Source organism: Vreelandella sp. 162(4c) (assembly GCF_058152265.1).
The window spans coordinates 1,630,613-1,645,450 of the sequence record NZ_CM176981.1 but is presented as its reverse complement, the minus strand read 5'-3'; the positions used below and the strand labels follow the sequence as shown (position 1 = coordinate 1,645,450).

Below are 14,838 nucleotides of genomic sequence, written 5' to 3'. Positions count from 1 at the left end.
ATTAGCCGATGAATAAACTATGCCAATTTCATTCACAGCCATTTCTGTAAAAGATTGTTGGTCTGGAACAGCTTGGACTATTGATGACGAAGATAAACTAGCTGAGATGATAGCTCGAGTTGCGATTGGACAGTCACGCGTTGTAGAGCGAGTTCTGCGCGAGACAGACGCACTAAGCAATGTTTTTCCTAAGAGTGGTTTTGATGGCGCTAGAGAGTTGCTTTCAGAAAATCCGAGCAAGGATCCTTACCACCGTGATGGATGGGTGTTTCAGGTTATCTCTTGGATAGCGGCACATGAGTCATATGAGGATGCCCTGATCAGAGCACCACAGATGATAAAAGCGGATAAGGGCTTGGATGGTTTGATTATTGAATTTGATGAAGACCATATTGCACGAGTAGTAATATGTGAAGAAAAGGCTACAGAAAATCCTCGTCAAAAGGTTCAGTCTGCCGTTTGGCCAGAGTTTGAAGATTTTGAGACTGGAGCACGTGACAATGAACTTATCGCATCAGTAACATCAATATTAGATAGATCAACTGATCCGGATCCTGATAGCACAGTCGCCAATATATTATGGCAAGATCTGCGCGCTTATAGAGTTGCGGTTACCGTTGGGAAAAAACACGCAAATGATAAGGGGCGTGAAAAATTATTTAAGGGCTATGAGAAAAAGGTTGTTGGTGATATTACAAAGCGTCGCGCTGAGACTCTTTATCTCGCAGATGTACGGGGTTGGATTGCTAGCATTTCTGCAAAAGCAATTGCAGTTATAGACGCAGAGGAGGCAAATAGCCATGTATGATCCCGTAACTTCTGCACTCATTCAGTCAACACCGGAACTACCAGGTTTAGATCGAGAAGCGCTGCCGGATGACCTTTCCCGTGCTTTTGCAGAGATTGTTTCTTCTCGGGTAATAGCACGAGATGTCGCTGAAGACAGGGTTCAAATCTCAGAAACAATTCGTTACGCTTTACGGCTTGCTAGAACAAATGAAGCTTTAATTGCAATTGAGCCCGAGCGATCGAACAGAGCTGCAGCTGGTTTTGTTGCTGCTACGGCATATCAGCTTGTTTACCAAGCAACAGCTTTACGTGAGCCAAAACACCCTGCGGCGTTTATAACATCAACCGCTATAAGCTCTGATATATCGGCAATGCTCCTTTTTTTAGTGGCTGAGGCGTCAGCGGATGCTTTAGAGGTTGCACGTTCGATTCAGATTCCAACCGAAGATCCCCTTCAATTTGAATTAATTTCACACTTAATAATGCTGGCAAAAGGCCAGATCGGAAGCATTGTTGATCGTAAGCTATCTTCACAAAAGAAATTGGTGCAGGGTGAAGGAGCAGAGCGTGCTAACGCGGCTTTGTATTATCAGATTTTGCGGGGAGTGCGTGCGCTTGCGTTCTTTTTACAAGGGCGCACCTTATCTGATATAGCGAATCCAATTGAGGTTTTCTATAAGGTAAAAACTTTATCTGCACCTACTTCGGGTGAAATGCCGGCTGCTTCATCAAACGATGCGATTGCTGTGTTTCCAGGGCCATTTCACCTTGCCAGCCTGCTTGTGGCTGCTGGCAACTCTTTGCTAGACGGAGCTGTTATTAAACTTCCACCACCCAGTGGTGTTGAGGAAGACAAGTGGCAAAGTGCAATGAAGTTTGTTGCAAAGACGAGACCTTATCTCTGGCGAAATCACAAAGAGGCTGTGGGCCAGGGATATCTTGAGCAAGGAACATCTTCCGCAATTGGATTCCCCACGGGTGCTGGAAAATCAACGATAGCGCAACTCAAAATTCAAGCCAATTTGCTGTCAGGACACAAGGCTGTTTTTTTGGCTCCAACACATGCTCTTGTAGATCAGACCACTCGCGATTTGCGTGAATATTTTCCGCGGGCAAGTGTTCAAGGCGAGCGTGCTGACGAGTTTGGTTTTTTGAATGGAGGTGAAGACCTTCCCGATGTCATGATAATGACGCCTGAAGCCTGTTTACTCTTGACCCATATGGAACCAGAGCGATTTGATGACGTAGGGCTTTTAATCTTTGATGAATGTCATTTGATACATCCTAAGACTGATGGTGATCGCCGCGCGGTTGACGCGATGCTATGTATTCTGGGGTTTGTACGTGTGGCACCTAAAGCCGATCTTGTTCTCTTGTCTGCAATGATGAAAAACACGAAAGAATTAAGCAGTTGGCTTTCCGATTTGACTGGGCGAAAAGCACTTGCATTGGATAATGCCTGGAAGCCGACCCGCCAATTAAGAGGATGCATTGTATACGATTCTGATCGTCTCGAGACCCTCGAAAAAATACTTCAGCAAGAGCGTATCCGAAAGCCAAAGGGAAGTGTGCCTGCAGCTATAAAAAGAGAGTTGACAGTGCGTCCCTTAGCTTTTTTTAGTGTAAAACAAACTTGGGCTTCTCAAGTTCGACGTGACTATGCGTTGGTGCCCTTTGCGACTGAATCGTTGCAGCTTTCGACAAATACTGCTTGGGGCTTAACCCCAAACTCTGGTGTCGTAGCGTCCTCTATTGCCGCTGCTGCTGCTAAAGAAGGTCTAAGAACACTAGTCTTCTCTCAGTCGATTCCAAATGCAGTATCTATTGCTGAAAAAAACCTCTAAAGTCCTTGATGCCTGCGAAGTTGAACTGACCGAATCAGAGCGCAGATTTTATGACACAGCAGTTGATGAGTTAGGGTCGTCTGAACAGCTCTATATAAATCTTACTGATGGCAAATTGACGGCCCGTGCTGGATGTCATCATGGTCAACTGCTTCCCGTCGAGAGACATCTTGCCGAGTCCCTATACTCACGTAATGGAGCTATATCGGTTCTGGCTGCGACTCCAACTCTTGGTCAAGGAATGAACTTACCCGCAGACATAGTCATTATTGCTGAGGATAGTCAATATAACGCCGACTCTGGACGTCGAGATATTCTTAAACCTGAAGAACTGTTGAATGCTGCGGGTAGGGCAGGTCGTGCGGGTGAAAGTGCAACGGGTATCGTTATTGTAATTCCTGGTAAGGTTGTCGGCCTTAATGATGCCGAAAACAAGATCGGCAACCGCTGGTCTCGTCTGCGCAATATTTTTGGTCTTTCTGATCAGTGCCTTATTCTGGATGACCCTCTTACGGCATTAATGGATCGAATACATAATAATGCAGACGAAGTAGGAGATTTGGAAAAATATATCGTTGCTCGATTAGCTGAAGTCGATCACAGCGAGAGTGAACAGCGCCACGTTCGACTTGGGCTGGGCCGCAGCTTTGCAGCATTTAGAAAAAAACAGGGAGGTGAAGAAGATTGGGTAGTCAGCCGAACAGCAGCAGCTCTCGTGTTGCTTAATAGCGATACTGAAAATGTAGATACTGAATCTTGGCCTTTACGTGATTTGGCCTCAATTTTGGGTATACCAGAGGATGTTTTAGTAGACCTTTCCAGTGCACTCGAGGAAAGGGGAGTTGAAAATTTTACCAGTGTTGTCGATTTATGCGACTGGATGTTCAGCTGGCTACTTAAAAATCCGACGAACTTATCTCGCTTGATAAAACCTCAAAATATTGAGTCCTTATTTGGCGAAGACTTCAAAAAATTAAACGACGAGGAACGAGCTTTTTTCGCTCTTCCAAAATTACATTCAGCTCTTAATAAATGGATGAATGGTGCTCCTCTTATAGATGTTCAAACTGAATTGTCTACTAAGACAAGAGATGTTAAGCATAGTACAAGTGCAAGGAAATTTGTTATCCGAGTTGTGCCCGACTTAGCGCATTTGATAGGCACACCTCTTCAAATACTTCTACGATATATAAACCTTGAAAAAAGCGATCCACGTGAAGCTAGCCCAGTACTCGTCTACTCCAGCCGCTCCGTACGGAAGGGCTATGCGAGTGCTGAGATGGCTGTTTATGCAGTAAAAGTCGGGTCACATCATTGGGCCCGTCGAGAAATTCACAGAGCTTTTTTTGAAATATCACCTTATATTGTTAAACCTAATGCTAATGAAACAGTCGTAGAGATGGAGAATCGTATCCAAAATGCAATTTTAAATGAAATTTAGTAGCTGTGAAAAAGCTGAATTATTTGAATATAAGCTCTTATGAATGAACTGTTATGTATCTTCTGGGTGGATTTTTAAGCAGTTGATTTATATGTACTTTTATTGGTAATTGCAGGCATTGTAGGTGTTAGCTTTGTGCCTGCGATGGCTTTAAAAATAAACGTATGGTGGTGTGCTAACACGACTTTAAGGATCTTGATCTTTCCCCTAGATTAGTATCACTCGCTCAACGAGATATTTCGCCTGTTGCCGTTCTTTAAACATACACAACAGGTGGCAGGTAATTGAGAGAATGAAACAGTACTGCCCTTAAGACAAAGGAGTCATCCCGCCCAAGCAGCGGTATGCTTTACTTTCTGCAATTGTTATTCACGGAGGAAGCATCCATGGCCATAGGCGGCTTGATAGGATTGCTGGATGACATTGCCGCATTGGCGAAGTTGACCGCAGCATCACTGGACGATGTGAGTGCTGCCGCTGGGCGCGCGACGGCGAAGGCGGCCGGGGTGGTGGTGGATGATACGGCGGTGACGCCGCAATATTTGCAGAGAGTGACAGCGGAGCGTGAGCGTGAAGAGGATCGCGCTGGGGTCGATCCGCAACAAGCTAATTTTTATCCTGCCGGTGGCGCTGCTGCTGAATCACTTTTTGCCCACGCTATTGCCGATCATCCTGATGGTGGGTGGCACCTACCTAGCCTTTGAGGGCGCGGAGAAAGTGTGGCACAAGCTCTCCGGCAAGCATGAGGACGACAAGCCAGCGGTAGAGCAGGGGCCGGAAGCCGAGAAAAAGATCGTGAGTGGTGCCATTCGAACCGACCTCATTCTATCCGCTGAAATCATGGTGATTGCGCTTGCCACGATCTCCCATCAAGGATTCTGGTCACAGCTGGCGAGTCTGGTGGTGGTCGCTTTTGTCATCACCATTCTGGTGTATGGGGTAGTGGCGCTGTTGGTCAGGATGGATGACTTTGGCCTGAAACTCGCCAAGCGGGATAATTCGGGAATTCAGGCCCTGGGCCGTGGTTTGGTGGCTGCCATTCTCCAATGCCATACTACCTCGACTGGGAAGAAACTCATGTATGAGCTGTATATATAATGCCCCAACCATCTGGGTGATCATCGCCCACTACTTTCCAAAGAGAACAAGCTAGACCGCCGCATGCGAAGACCGTTTCGGCACACCATTTCACAGAGAGCGCATCAACGTCATCGACCTGGGCGCTCGGGCTCAGCCCTTTGAAATTGATGGCCTGAAAGCCCGGGAGCAGGCCAGCGTCACGACTACATTCTGCTGATTATCCTTCCTGAAGGGCAGGCTGGAATATGCTTGCGGCACCTTTCGGCCGCGAGGGGCGGCGGCGGGTTAACACGACGAACCCAGGCCAGGAGGGGGCGCCAGGCTGGCAGAGCAAAACGTCAGAAGCCCATCAACGCCCTGGTAAGGGAGTTCTTTACCCACTCATTGCCCATTGCTTAGGCATCAGTCCTGAGCCTAGTAACCGTAGTCCGTGGGGTGACACCCTCGACGATCACTTGCTGATGCTGCATCAATACATCACATAACGGCTACTAAGGGCTCATAGAAAAGATCGTAGCCGGTGCCTCATACTTCAAGGATACATGCGGGAGCGAATAGTGGCGGTGCAAATTCACCCGGATAGCCTCTGGGATTTGCGAAGACATGTGTACCTTCCACGACTCGATCCACTGGTTCATGGACATGACCATGTATCCATAGGTTCATGCGACCCATGAAATGAGGAAGATGCGAGGCAAAAGCGGGCGAAAGGTCGTCGCCCTGGTATTTATTTGGTATGCACTCTGCAAGAGGTGCATGGTGGCTAATCACTACTCGTGGCCCATTAAATGGGAGAGATAGCTCTGAATCTAGCCAGGCAAGCGCATCTGCGTGTAGCCGCTGACTCTCAGCTATTGTAAAAGCATTACTTTCATCTGCCTTTATAACACTGAAGTCTGGCATAAACCTTTGTGCTTTCTCTTCGATAAGCGCTGGGTCATGATCCTGATGATTCGAATAAAGAGCAAAGTCTGTCCACAGTGTAGTACCGTAGAAACGAACACCTCCAAGAGTAAGACTTTGGTTATCTAATAGATGAATACCTAAGCGCATTGCCTCTTTGGCCAACTCCTCTCGAAGAGAAGACATCCTGAATTCAAACATTAAGCGCAGCACCCGCGGTTTCCAGCGCTCCTGAATACTCTCCCAGGAACACTTGTGCCGGTGTCCGATACCCCAAGCGTTTTCTGGGGCGATTATTCAGCTTGGCAACGACTCGCCTCAGTGCTGAGTCGCTCACCTTTCGGAAGTCCGTCCCTTTCGGGAAATATTGGCGAATCAGTCCGTTGGTGTTTTCATTGGTGCCACGCTGGCATGAGCGGTACGGGTCGCAAAAATAGGTCTTGGCCGAGACGGCCTTGGCAACCTGTCGGTGCTCGGCGAATTCCGAACCGTTATCCAAGGTGATGGTCTGCACTGCACCTCGGCGTGGTTTTAATAACCGGGTCATCGCTTTGGCCGTTCCTGTGGCCGTGATTGTCGGCAGGCGCGCTGCCAAGAGGTATCCGCTGCGTCTCTCGACCAGGGTCACCAGGCCGGATTCTTTGTGGCCCTTGAGCACCGTATCGCCTTCCCAATGGCCGATATGGCGCCTTTCTTCCACTTCGGCGGGACGTTGTTCAATACCTACCCGGTGTGGAATTTTGCCCAATCCCGCATGCTTGGCCAATCGGCGCTGATAGCGCCGCTGGTGTGGTAAGCGGAGTCGCTTCCATAAGTCGCCGCCGTGTTTCTTGTCGTCCCAGATTAACGCATAGATCCACTGATGGCTTACGCAAACGCCGTTGGCATTCGCCATGAAGCCACTAATTTGCTGGGGGCTCCATTCGTCCATCAGTTGATCAGTGACCCATCGAATTAGGCTGGGCAGTCGCTTCGTCACTTTCCAGGCGCTGCGTCGACGCTGATCACTTCTCAATTGAGCCTGCTCAGGCGCATAGCCAGCAGTAAGCCCATTGCGCTTTATCTCCCGGCTAATGGTGCTGCTGTGAACCCCAATAGCCTTGGCTATCTGTCGCTGGCTGATGCCAGTCTCGAGGTAAGCGAAAATTTGGTATCGTTGGGCCTGGGTCAGTTGTCGGTATCCCATTCTCTGCTTCACTTTGGTCGGTAAAGTCGAGAGGGTACCGGCGCTGGCCCTCCTTCCTCTACTGTGTGATCCAAAGTGCTGCGGTTATTCTATGAATCCAGGATGCAAGCGCCATAAAATTCATGATTGCCAGGAATATAAATAGTTGGCACATCAGGAAATTTCTTAGCTGCCCAAGCCAATCCGCATACGCCATTGTGAATATCACCAGCTAGTATAACGACATCAGCATCAGCTGACGTTATATCAGAATCAGAGCCATCATGTTCTAAGTGCAAATCAGATAATATTCTTAATTTCACAATAAAACCTAAAAAATGTTAGGGAAACGGAGCCAATTCAAGCTCCGTTATATCCATTTTTAAGAAGAAAAGTCAAGTTTAGATATTTTTTTTACTAAGCTACTGATAACCAAAGATAAGCGATCGGCTTGATCGAGATTTCTTGCCACATCTGTAGTAGCTAGGAAAGCCCCTTTTGTTAGGTCTCCGAGTATATAAATATCAAGATTTTCTTTACTCAACGATCTAAAGCTTTCTGGATCCACTCTAAGACCACACAATTCGTCAGTGGCTATCAAATTTGATTTGAGCATATTTCTAATTAAAGGAATTCTTGTTAGAGATTCTTCATCATACCCTAGGCCTCGCGCATCGATTACATAATCGAATCTATCAGGTGGACGGTCAGTGTAACTAAAATTAAAACCACTACTATCTACGCCAACGTATTCAAGCCCATCTTTAATGAACAACTGCCCTGTGCTGATAAGATTCATAATTCGTTTGGCGCTGGCTGGAGGAAAGGCCGCAAGATAGCGCATCCAGATATTTGCATAATTTTTTAAAAAATATGCACGTTCAGAATAAGGCAAATTCCTCCATATTTCTTCACTGGTTAGGTAACTAGACATAAGTATGGACTGCCATGGCCGTACTTTCCCGGATTCGACAATGGTGAGCTCGCCAGAGAGGTCACCTAGGGATGTAGGCCCCGGTTTTGAAATGGAATCCCAGGAGAAGCTTTCAAAGCAATGGTTATTTACTTCGTGCTTGAAGACATTAAAAACTTCAACCAACGAAGGGGAGTTTACTGTTTCAGCAAGAGCCTCTTTGAAATCTTTATATGTATAATGATAGGGAGGGCCAATTACGCTTGGCAATTTGCCACTCTTAGAAGCCATTGTTATTTTACCTCGGTGTCCAGTCTCCTTAAGCTTAAGGGCAGTGTCAATTGCGCTTAACCTAGTCCCAATAATGCCGACATTTGCGTTATCTGGCACACTAAATTCGCTATAAGGTGATGCTATGAAGCCATTCACACTCTCATCAAATAAAGGTTTTATTGGAACGGAGCCTATGCAAAGAATAACTAAATCGAATATAGCTGTCTTGTTTTCTGAAAACTCTACAATGTAATTATCGCTGCCCATTGGAACAATGTTTACTACTTTGTCGCGGCATAGTCTAATATTTCTGAAGCTACGGATTGTTTCATTAAGAACGTATTGTACATAAATTCCATACAGCTTCCTTGGCGGGTATTCCGACCAAACTTCTTCGTTACTATCAATATTTTCCTGCCAAATCGTTTTGTACGTTTCACGCCACTCCAAAAACTCGTCTGCATTATTCGGATCCAAACTCATTGAGCTTGCTGGCAAGTTTAAAATATGTGTGTTACAAGGAGTCCTAAAAGCTGCGCCGCCACCAGATAGCATCTCATCTACAACGGTGTACTCCACCTTACTCATTGAGTTACCCAAACGCCGAGTAAGCTGTCTAAGAAAACTTGCTCCTGAAGGCCCAGCTCCAACTTGAAGAATACGCAACATGATAACCTCACAGTTTTTCCATAATTTCACGAAGTTTTTTTCTGTCAGCTTTACCACTTGTAGTAAGCGGTATTTCGTTATTTACGAGTATTGAAGCGACACTTTTCTCCGAAATAAATGAGTCATTTGCAATCTGAACAATTTGAGACCTCGACATTGGTATTGTCTTTTCAGCCTTAATAAAAATCGATATTTTCTGATTAAGCCCTTCACCAACCGGAACTAAAGCACATTCTTCTATACCTGGATGGCTCCTTAATTTATTTTCAATTACCGAAATATCTACGACTCTCCCTTCGTACTTTATTATATGATCTGATCTACCATGGAGGTATAGAATCCCATCTTTCCACGAGGCCAGGTCTCCGGATTTGTACCATGTACCTTTCAAGTTGCCGTTTATGTCGCTTAGATAACGTCCTGCTGTCTGTTTTGTATGTTTTAGATACCCCACTCCTACTCCATGCCCACCAATATATAACTCTCCTATCGTCCCATCCGCTACTCTCTGGTAATTCTCATCAAGAATCTGTATTTTGGTTCCAGGTATTGGCTTGCCTATTGGTGCTGCTGCATCATCAGGCAACATGTTTAGTATTCCAGGTTTAACTTCAAGACAAACGCTATCTATTGTAGTTTCTGTTGTTCCATATGAGTAAAACAAACGAGCATTTTGATGCATGAAACTCTTTATTTTCTTCAGTTCATTTATATGCATTACATCAGAGCCGGCTACGAGAACCTTGAAGCTCTCTAACCTGCTGTCGATACTAATTACATGATCTAGTAAGTTTCTCAAAATAATTGGAGTAAATTCAGCGCACTCCACTCTGTTTCTTTCAATGTATTTATAGAGTTCGCTCACATTGTTATCCCTTATATCAGGGATATACAATGTCGCACCAGACCCCAGCGCTCTTATCCAATCACCGGCAAATACATCAAATGAAAGGCTGGCTACTTGCAAGTGCCTTTTGATTTTTTCAAGCCCATATATACTTCGCCAGCAATTATACACGTAGTATAAATTAGCGTGGCTAATGACGACGCCTTTGGGTACTCCAGTTGAGCCAGAAGTAAACATTACGTAGGCTACAGGGTGATGTTTTCTTACAGGGGAGGTTGCTAATGAAAGTTGCGAAATGATATCTTGATATGAATAAATAGTTGCATTTTTAATGGCGTCGGTTGTCTCTGGTGCGTCACTTATCACACATGAAATATTATTCATGCTTACTAAATTGTTAATCCTTTCTGGGCCTATGTCGGCGGATATAGGTGTATATATACAACCGGCATGCATTACTCCTAGTATAGTTTCAATTGCAGTTGAGACATTATATTGGACTACCGCTATGATAGTGCCTGGCTCTATGCCTTGAGCTTGTATATATTCTGAAATTTTCTCTATATTATGCCAAAGACCACCATAAGTTAATTTAAAGTTTCCATTGTCAATTGCTTTTCTATCAGGATCTTTACAGGCATGTGCTTCAATTAGATCCAGTACCGACTTCTGTGCTTGCTGCATTAAGTCTCTCCTTATTGTCATTTTATCTATCTGCTTACGCTACACACATCACATGCATTCAACACTTAGTAAAATAAATTTTTGCTGTGACAACAACTGGCCTAAAGGACAGGTATGTATACCTTTCTGTCTATCTATACGATCTGAAAGTGTATGGATGGTTATGCATTTATAATTAAGTGAAAAACCTTAGGAATAGATGCTATATAGGAAGATGTAATGTGCCGAGGGATGATTAATTTTATGTTAAAATAAACATTCGTATGTCAGCTGAAAGTGTAAGATATTTATTTTTAAAAAATTAAATTTATACATGCGTTTGAATATACTTAGAAAAAAGCTTTTAAAGTTATTTGCTGTTATCAATTTAAAGTGTGGGAAGTGATAATCATCCAAGTATATGGTAGCAATGATTGATAACATGCCACTGCTAGAATTAGACGATTTTTATTTATTGGGCGGATGCAGACTCTGAGTGCAACACACTCACTGGATGGTTGATGGGCTTTCATGGTACTTGGTCATCAGCTCGCTCATCACTTCTATCGGACATTTAAACCCAAAGCGTTTTCGAGGTCGCATATTTAGCTCAAAGGCAATGGCGTCTAGCTCTTCCTGGCTATGCACTGAAAGATCCGTTCCTTTCGGTAAATATTGACGGATTAGGCCATTGATATTCTCATTGGCCCCCCGCTGCCAGGGGCTATGGGGATCGCAAAAGTAAATCGCAACACCGGTTTCTTGAGTAATTTTTGCATGGTGTGCCATTTCACGCCCCTGATCATAAGTCATGCTTTTTCGAGCGGTGGTCGGCATTCGGTTCAGGGCAGCACTAAAGCCTGCGACGGCGGATGTGGCGGTGGCGTCATCCATTTTTGCGAGTATCAGATAGCCACTACTAAGTTCTACCAAGGTGCCTACCGCAGACGCGTTATTCTTACCTTTAATCAGATCGCCCTCCCAGTGGCCGGGCATTTCACGCTTACTGACCTCGGGCGGACGTAAGTGAATGCTGACCATGTCAGGGATCTGTCCACGTCGATCCACTTCGCCACGGCGAGGCTTGCGTGTGGTTTTACCTTGTCGCAAGCAGTGAATCAGTTCCTTGCGAAGGTGGCCAACAGGCAAGGCATAAATGGCCGTGTAGATGGTTTCTCGGCAGACGTAGGCATCGCGCAAATCAGGTAGTTTCATCATTTTGAGCTTGCCGCTAATTTGTTCAGGAGACAAGCGTTGTCGCAACATATAAACGATGAGGTCAAAACGCTCCGTGCCCGGCACAAGCTTCTGTGTCGGGCGACAGGCAGCTCGACGCTTTTCTCGCTGACGTTGAGCGTGCCGGGCACAGTAACCGTTCTGGGCTATTTGGTTACGGCGTATTTCACGAGAGATGGTTGAAGGAGCTCGCCCTAAGAGCTGGGCAATATGCCGAAGGCTCATCCCTTGGGCTTGACCCACTTGGATGCTGGCACGTTCTTCAATGCTGAGTTCGAGGTAAGACATGGGACAACACCTTAGCGAAATGCTCAGGTGTTGCACTCAATTTCTGCGGCCAAGCCCTTAAAAGTCAACTGTACTATGGGACAGGTGTGTTAATGAATTAACTAGTTTTACTATTTTAAGGAATTGATTCAGAGGAAGGGTTATGTTTTTATCTTCATTAAATAAAAATCAAATTTTTCATGGCATAGAAATTGTAGTTTCTAATTACACTGGTCTACCTAAATCTAGTCTTGATAAAATTTTTGAACTTAGAAAGAAAGTGTTTATTGATAGAAGAAAATGGAATATAGAGAGCTACACTGGAGGGGATTTAGAATATGACGAGTATGATAATTATGAAGCTTACTATATCTATCTGTTAATTAATAACTGTATTTCTGGTTGTGTAAGACTTCGTCCATCAACATCCCCAACTCTTATGACTGGAGCTCTGAAGTGGTTAAAAGAGCCAAGTAAGTTTGACGAAAGTCAGCTTGATAATAGCTGGGAAGCCTCGCGGTTTTTTATTACTCCGGAAAAAATAAACTTTGGAGGTAAAAAGAGTTTTGATGCAAGAATATATGCTTTATTTATAAGTATGATTGATTTTGGTTTGAATAGAGAGATTATAAACTAGGCGGATGCAGACTCTGAGTGCAACACACTCACTGGATGGTTGATGGGCTTTCATGGTACTTGGTCATCAGCTCGCTCATCACTTCTATCGGACATTTAAACCCAAAGCGTTTTCGAGGTCGCATATTTAGCTCAAAGGCAATGGCGTCTAGCTCTTCCTGGCTATGCACTGAAAGATCCGTTCCTTTCGGTAAATATTGACGGATTAGGCCATTGATATTCTCATTGGCCCCCCGCTGCCAGGGGCTATGGGGATCGCAAAAGTAAATCGCAACACCGGTTTCTTGAGTAATTTTTGCATGGTGTGCCATTTCACGCCCCTGATCATAAGTCATGCTTTTTCGAGCGGTGGTCGGCATTCGGTTCAGGGCAGCACTAAAGCCTGCGACGGCGGATGTGGCGGTGGCGTCATCCATTTTTGCGAGTATCAGATAGCCACTACTAAGTTCTACCAAGGTGCCTACCGCAGACGCGTTATTCTTACCTTTAATCAGATCGCCCTCCCAGTGGCCGGGCATTTCACGCTTACTGACCTCGGGCGGACGTAAGTGAATGCTGACCATGTCAGGGATCTGTCCACGTCGATCCACTTCGCCACGGCGAGGCTTGCGTGTGGTTTTACCTTGTCGCAAGCAGTGAATCAGTTCCTTGCGAAGGTGGCCAACAGGCAAGGCATAAATGGCCGTGTAGATGGTTTCTCGGCAGACGTAGGCATCGCGCAAATCAGGTAGTTTCATCATTTTGAGCTTGCCGCTAATTTGTTCAGGAGACAAGCGTTGTCGCAACATATAAACGATGAGGTCAAAACGCTCCGTGCCCGGCACAAGCTTCTGTGTCGGGCGACAGGCAGCTCGACGCTTTTCTCGCTGACGTTGAGCGTGCCGGGCACAGTAACCGTTCTGGGCTATTTGGTTACGGCGTATTTCACGAGAGATGGTTGAAGGAGCTCGCCCTAAGAGCTGGGCAATATGCCGAAGGCTCATCCCTTGGGCTTGACCCACTTGGATGCTGGCACGTTCTTCAATGCTGAGTTCGAGGTAAGACATGGGACAACACCTTAGCGAAATGCTCAGGTGTTGCACTCAATTTCTGCGGCCAAGCTATGAAGTCGTTGTTGATGAAATGATGAGGCGTGTGTTAAGAATGTGCGGGTGGCCCCTCAATGTTCTCAATTCTGGTTTTGGGTCATTAAGTGAAAAAGTTTATTATGGAAATCTTCCTTGTTGTCAAAAGGCAGTTGAAGATATTATGCTTATTGCTAATAAGAATAATGGAAGTGGCAACGTAAATGATTGTTTTGTTAAATCAAGTTCATGCGCAATGCCTTTGTCATTGCTTGCTTAATATTAACTGAATCTAATTTTTTAATTATATTCTGTGCGTGAAACTTAACAGTTCTTTCGGATATGCTTAGTATTAAAGCAATTTCTCCGTAGGACTTGCCCATTGCAACCCAGTGTAGACATTCCGCTTCCCGTTCTGAGAGGCGTCGGTAAGGCTTAAGCCTAGCAAGGGATGGGCGTTTCTGGTGTGCTATGTAGCTAATAGTAGATATTAGATATGAATAATTTTGCACAATTTTTTTAAATTCTAAATTTTCTTTTCTGCTCGCTAAGTGCATTGACCCAAAAGCACAGCCTGGCTCGTGTATCGGGACAGTAAAACCCTGCTCAATGCCATATTGAGCAGACATGTCAAATATGTGTCTTGATTTATTATCTCTCCTTAGGCTACCTTTCCAAAAGAAAGCTGCGGACGTTGTTGAAGAGTGATTGATTATAGGATCGTTGCGGTATAAAGCATGCGATTCATAGAGTTTTACCCAGTCTTTTGGATAGTTACCTAAAATGACAGCCTTATCAGCCTCGGGTGGTAGATAACCCACATAGACATAGCTGAAATTAGCGATCCCTATTTTTTCAAAGGCCCAAGAAAGTACTTCTACATATTCTGGTGCTCCTTTGCCAATGTTGTGCTGGATTTCAGTCAGAAGGTAATGTCCAAGATCACGTATTGATCGCCCGTCAGCTTGAAACATGGAACCTCTAATTATCTCAGCAGATCCAACCTGTTTAGTTCCTGTCACGTTGCATCCTCCAAGGCCAGCGCGTT

General features: G+C 45.1%; 14 protein-coding genes. 6 read left to right on the top strand and 8 right to left on the bottom strand.

Annotated features, from left to right (window positions below; translation table 11 throughout):
- The first annotated feature begins 19 nt into the window (after positions 1–19).
- The 5 genes from AC4EYZ_RS07395 to AC4EYZ_RS07375 all read left to right on the top strand — a co-directional run bounded on the left by AC4EYZ_RS07395 (position 20) and on the right by AC4EYZ_RS07375 (position 5,172).
- The gene (locus tag AC4EYZ_RS07395; RefSeq protein WP_474192578.1) at positions 20–808 is read left to right on the top strand and encodes a hypothetical protein; all 789 of its coding nucleotides are present in this window, start codon (positions 20–22) and stop codon (positions 806–808) included.
- A complete protein-coding gene (locus AC4EYZ_RS07390) occupies positions 801–2,633 on the top strand; it encodes a DEAD/DEAH box helicase (RefSeq protein ID WP_474192577.1) in 1,833 nt (610 codons plus the stop codon). The genes AC4EYZ_RS07395 and AC4EYZ_RS07390 overlap by 8 nt, the downstream gene beginning before the upstream one ends.
- A complete protein-coding gene (locus AC4EYZ_RS07385; RefSeq protein WP_474192576.1) occupies positions 2,614–4,074 on the top strand; it encodes a helicase-related protein in 1,461 nt (486 codons plus the stop codon). Before AC4EYZ_RS07390 ends, AC4EYZ_RS07385 begins: the two co-directional genes overlap by 20 nt.
- 386 nt (positions 4,075–4,460) lie before the next feature.
- On the top strand, positions 4,461–4,778 hold the full coding sequence (locus AC4EYZ_RS07380) for a DUF808 family protein (protein ID WP_474192575.1): 318 nt from the start codon (positions 4,461–4,463) through the stop codon (positions 4,776–4,778).
- Positions 4,699–5,172: a DUF808 family protein gene (locus AC4EYZ_RS07375; protein ID WP_474192580.1), complete on the top strand. Its 474-nt coding sequence runs from the start codon at positions 4,699–4,701 to the stop codon at positions 5,170–5,172. The genes AC4EYZ_RS07380 and AC4EYZ_RS07375 overlap by 80 nt, the downstream gene beginning before the upstream one ends.
- A 507-nt stretch (positions 5,173–5,679) precedes the next feature.
- On the opposite strand, the gene AC4EYZ_RS07370 is transcribed toward AC4EYZ_RS07375, so the two are convergent.
- The 6 genes from AC4EYZ_RS07370 to AC4EYZ_RS07345 form a co-directional block, all read right to left on the bottom strand.
- Positions 5,680–6,258, bottom strand: coding sequence for a metallophosphoesterase family protein (locus tag AC4EYZ_RS07370; RefSeq protein ID WP_490204206.1), 579 nt, complete (start codon positions 6,256–6,258; stop codon positions 5,680–5,682).
- The gene (locus tag AC4EYZ_RS07365; RefSeq protein ID WP_490203942.1) at positions 6,251–7,243 is read right to left on the bottom strand and encodes an IS30 family transposase; all 993 of its coding nucleotides are present in this window, start codon (positions 7,241–7,243) and stop codon (positions 6,251–6,253) included. The genes AC4EYZ_RS07370 and AC4EYZ_RS07365 overlap by 8 nt, the downstream gene beginning before the upstream one ends.
- Positions 7,244–7,332: 89 nt before the next feature.
- Positions 7,333–7,545, bottom strand: a complete 213-nt coding sequence (locus AC4EYZ_RS07360; protein ID WP_490204205.1) for a metallophosphoesterase — start codon at positions 7,543–7,545, stop codon at positions 7,333–7,335.
- 59 nt (positions 7,546–7,604) lie between these two features.
- Positions 7,605–9,077, bottom strand: coding sequence for an FAD/NAD(P)-binding protein (locus AC4EYZ_RS07355; RefSeq protein ID WP_490204204.1), 1,473 nt, complete (start codon positions 9,075–9,077; stop codon positions 7,605–7,607).
- Between the two features lie 7 nt (positions 9,078–9,084).
- Positions 9,085–10,608 (bottom strand): AMP-binding protein, encoded by a 1,524-nt coding sequence (locus AC4EYZ_RS07350; protein ID WP_490204203.1) that lies wholly within the window; start codon positions 10,606–10,608, stop codon positions 9,085–9,087.
- Between the two features lie 486 nt (positions 10,609–11,094).
- A complete protein-coding gene (locus tag AC4EYZ_RS07345; RefSeq protein ID WP_317998401.1) occupies positions 11,095–12,111 on the bottom strand; it encodes an IS30 family transposase in 1,017 nt (338 codons plus the stop codon).
- A gap of 142 nt (positions 12,112–12,253) precedes the next feature.
- Here AC4EYZ_RS07345 and AC4EYZ_RS07340 point away from each other — a divergent pair, with 142 nt between their 5' ends.
- Positions 12,254–12,727 (top strand): acyl-homoserine-lactone synthase, encoded by a 474-nt coding sequence (locus AC4EYZ_RS07340; protein WP_490204202.1) that lies wholly within the window; start codon positions 12,254–12,256, stop codon positions 12,725–12,727.
- Between the two features lie 28 nt (positions 12,728–12,755).
- Here the strand turns inward: AC4EYZ_RS07340 and AC4EYZ_RS07335 are convergent, their stop codons facing one another.
- The gene (locus tag AC4EYZ_RS07335; RefSeq protein ID WP_317998401.1) at positions 12,756–13,772 is read right to left on the bottom strand and encodes an IS30 family transposase; all 1,017 of its coding nucleotides are present in this window, start codon (positions 13,770–13,772) and stop codon (positions 12,756–12,758) included.
- A 254-nt stretch (positions 13,773–14,026) separates the two neighbouring features.
- On the bottom strand, positions 14,027–14,812 hold the full coding sequence (locus tag AC4EYZ_RS07330) for a helix-turn-helix transcriptional regulator (protein WP_490204201.1): 786 nt from the start codon (positions 14,810–14,812) through the stop codon (positions 14,027–14,029).
- Positions 14,813–14,838: the final 26 nt, after the last annotated feature.

Coding starts and splice junctions, on each gene's coding strand:
- AC4EYZ_RS07340 (WP_490204202.1), top strand. CDS start 12,254: ATGTTTTTATCTTCATTAAATAAAAATCAAATTTTTCATGGCATAGAA.
- AC4EYZ_RS07355 (WP_490204204.1), bottom strand. CDS start 9,077: ATGTTGCGTATTCTTCAAGTTGGAGCTGGGCCTTCAGGAGCAAGTTTT.
- AC4EYZ_RS07335 (WP_317998401.1), bottom strand. CDS start 13,772: ATGTCTTACCTCGAACTCAGCATTGAAGAACGTGCCAGCATCCAAGTG.
- AC4EYZ_RS07345 (WP_317998401.1), bottom strand. CDS start 12,111: ATGTCTTACCTCGAACTCAGCATTGAAGAACGTGCCAGCATCCAAGTG.
- AC4EYZ_RS07380 (WP_474192575.1), top strand. CDS start 4,461: ATGGCCATAGGCGGCTTGATAGGATTGCTGGATGACATTGCCGCATTG.
- AC4EYZ_RS07370 (WP_490204206.1), bottom strand. CDS start 6,258: ATGTTTGAATTCAGGATGTCTTCTCTTCGAGAGGAGTTGGCCAAAGAG.
- AC4EYZ_RS07350 (WP_490204203.1), bottom strand. CDS start 10,608: ATGCAGCAAGCACAGAAGTCGGTACTGGATCTAATTGAAGCACATGCC.
- AC4EYZ_RS07365 (WP_490203942.1), bottom strand. CDS start 7,243: ATGGGATACCGACAACTGACCCAGGCCCAACGATACCAAATTTTCGCT.
- AC4EYZ_RS07395 (WP_474192578.1), top strand. CDS start 20: ATGCCAATTTCATTCACAGCCATTTCTGTAAAAGATTGTTGGTCTGGA.
- AC4EYZ_RS07390 (WP_474192577.1), top strand. CDS start 801: ATGTATGATCCCGTAACTTCTGCACTCATTCAGTCAACACCGGAACTA.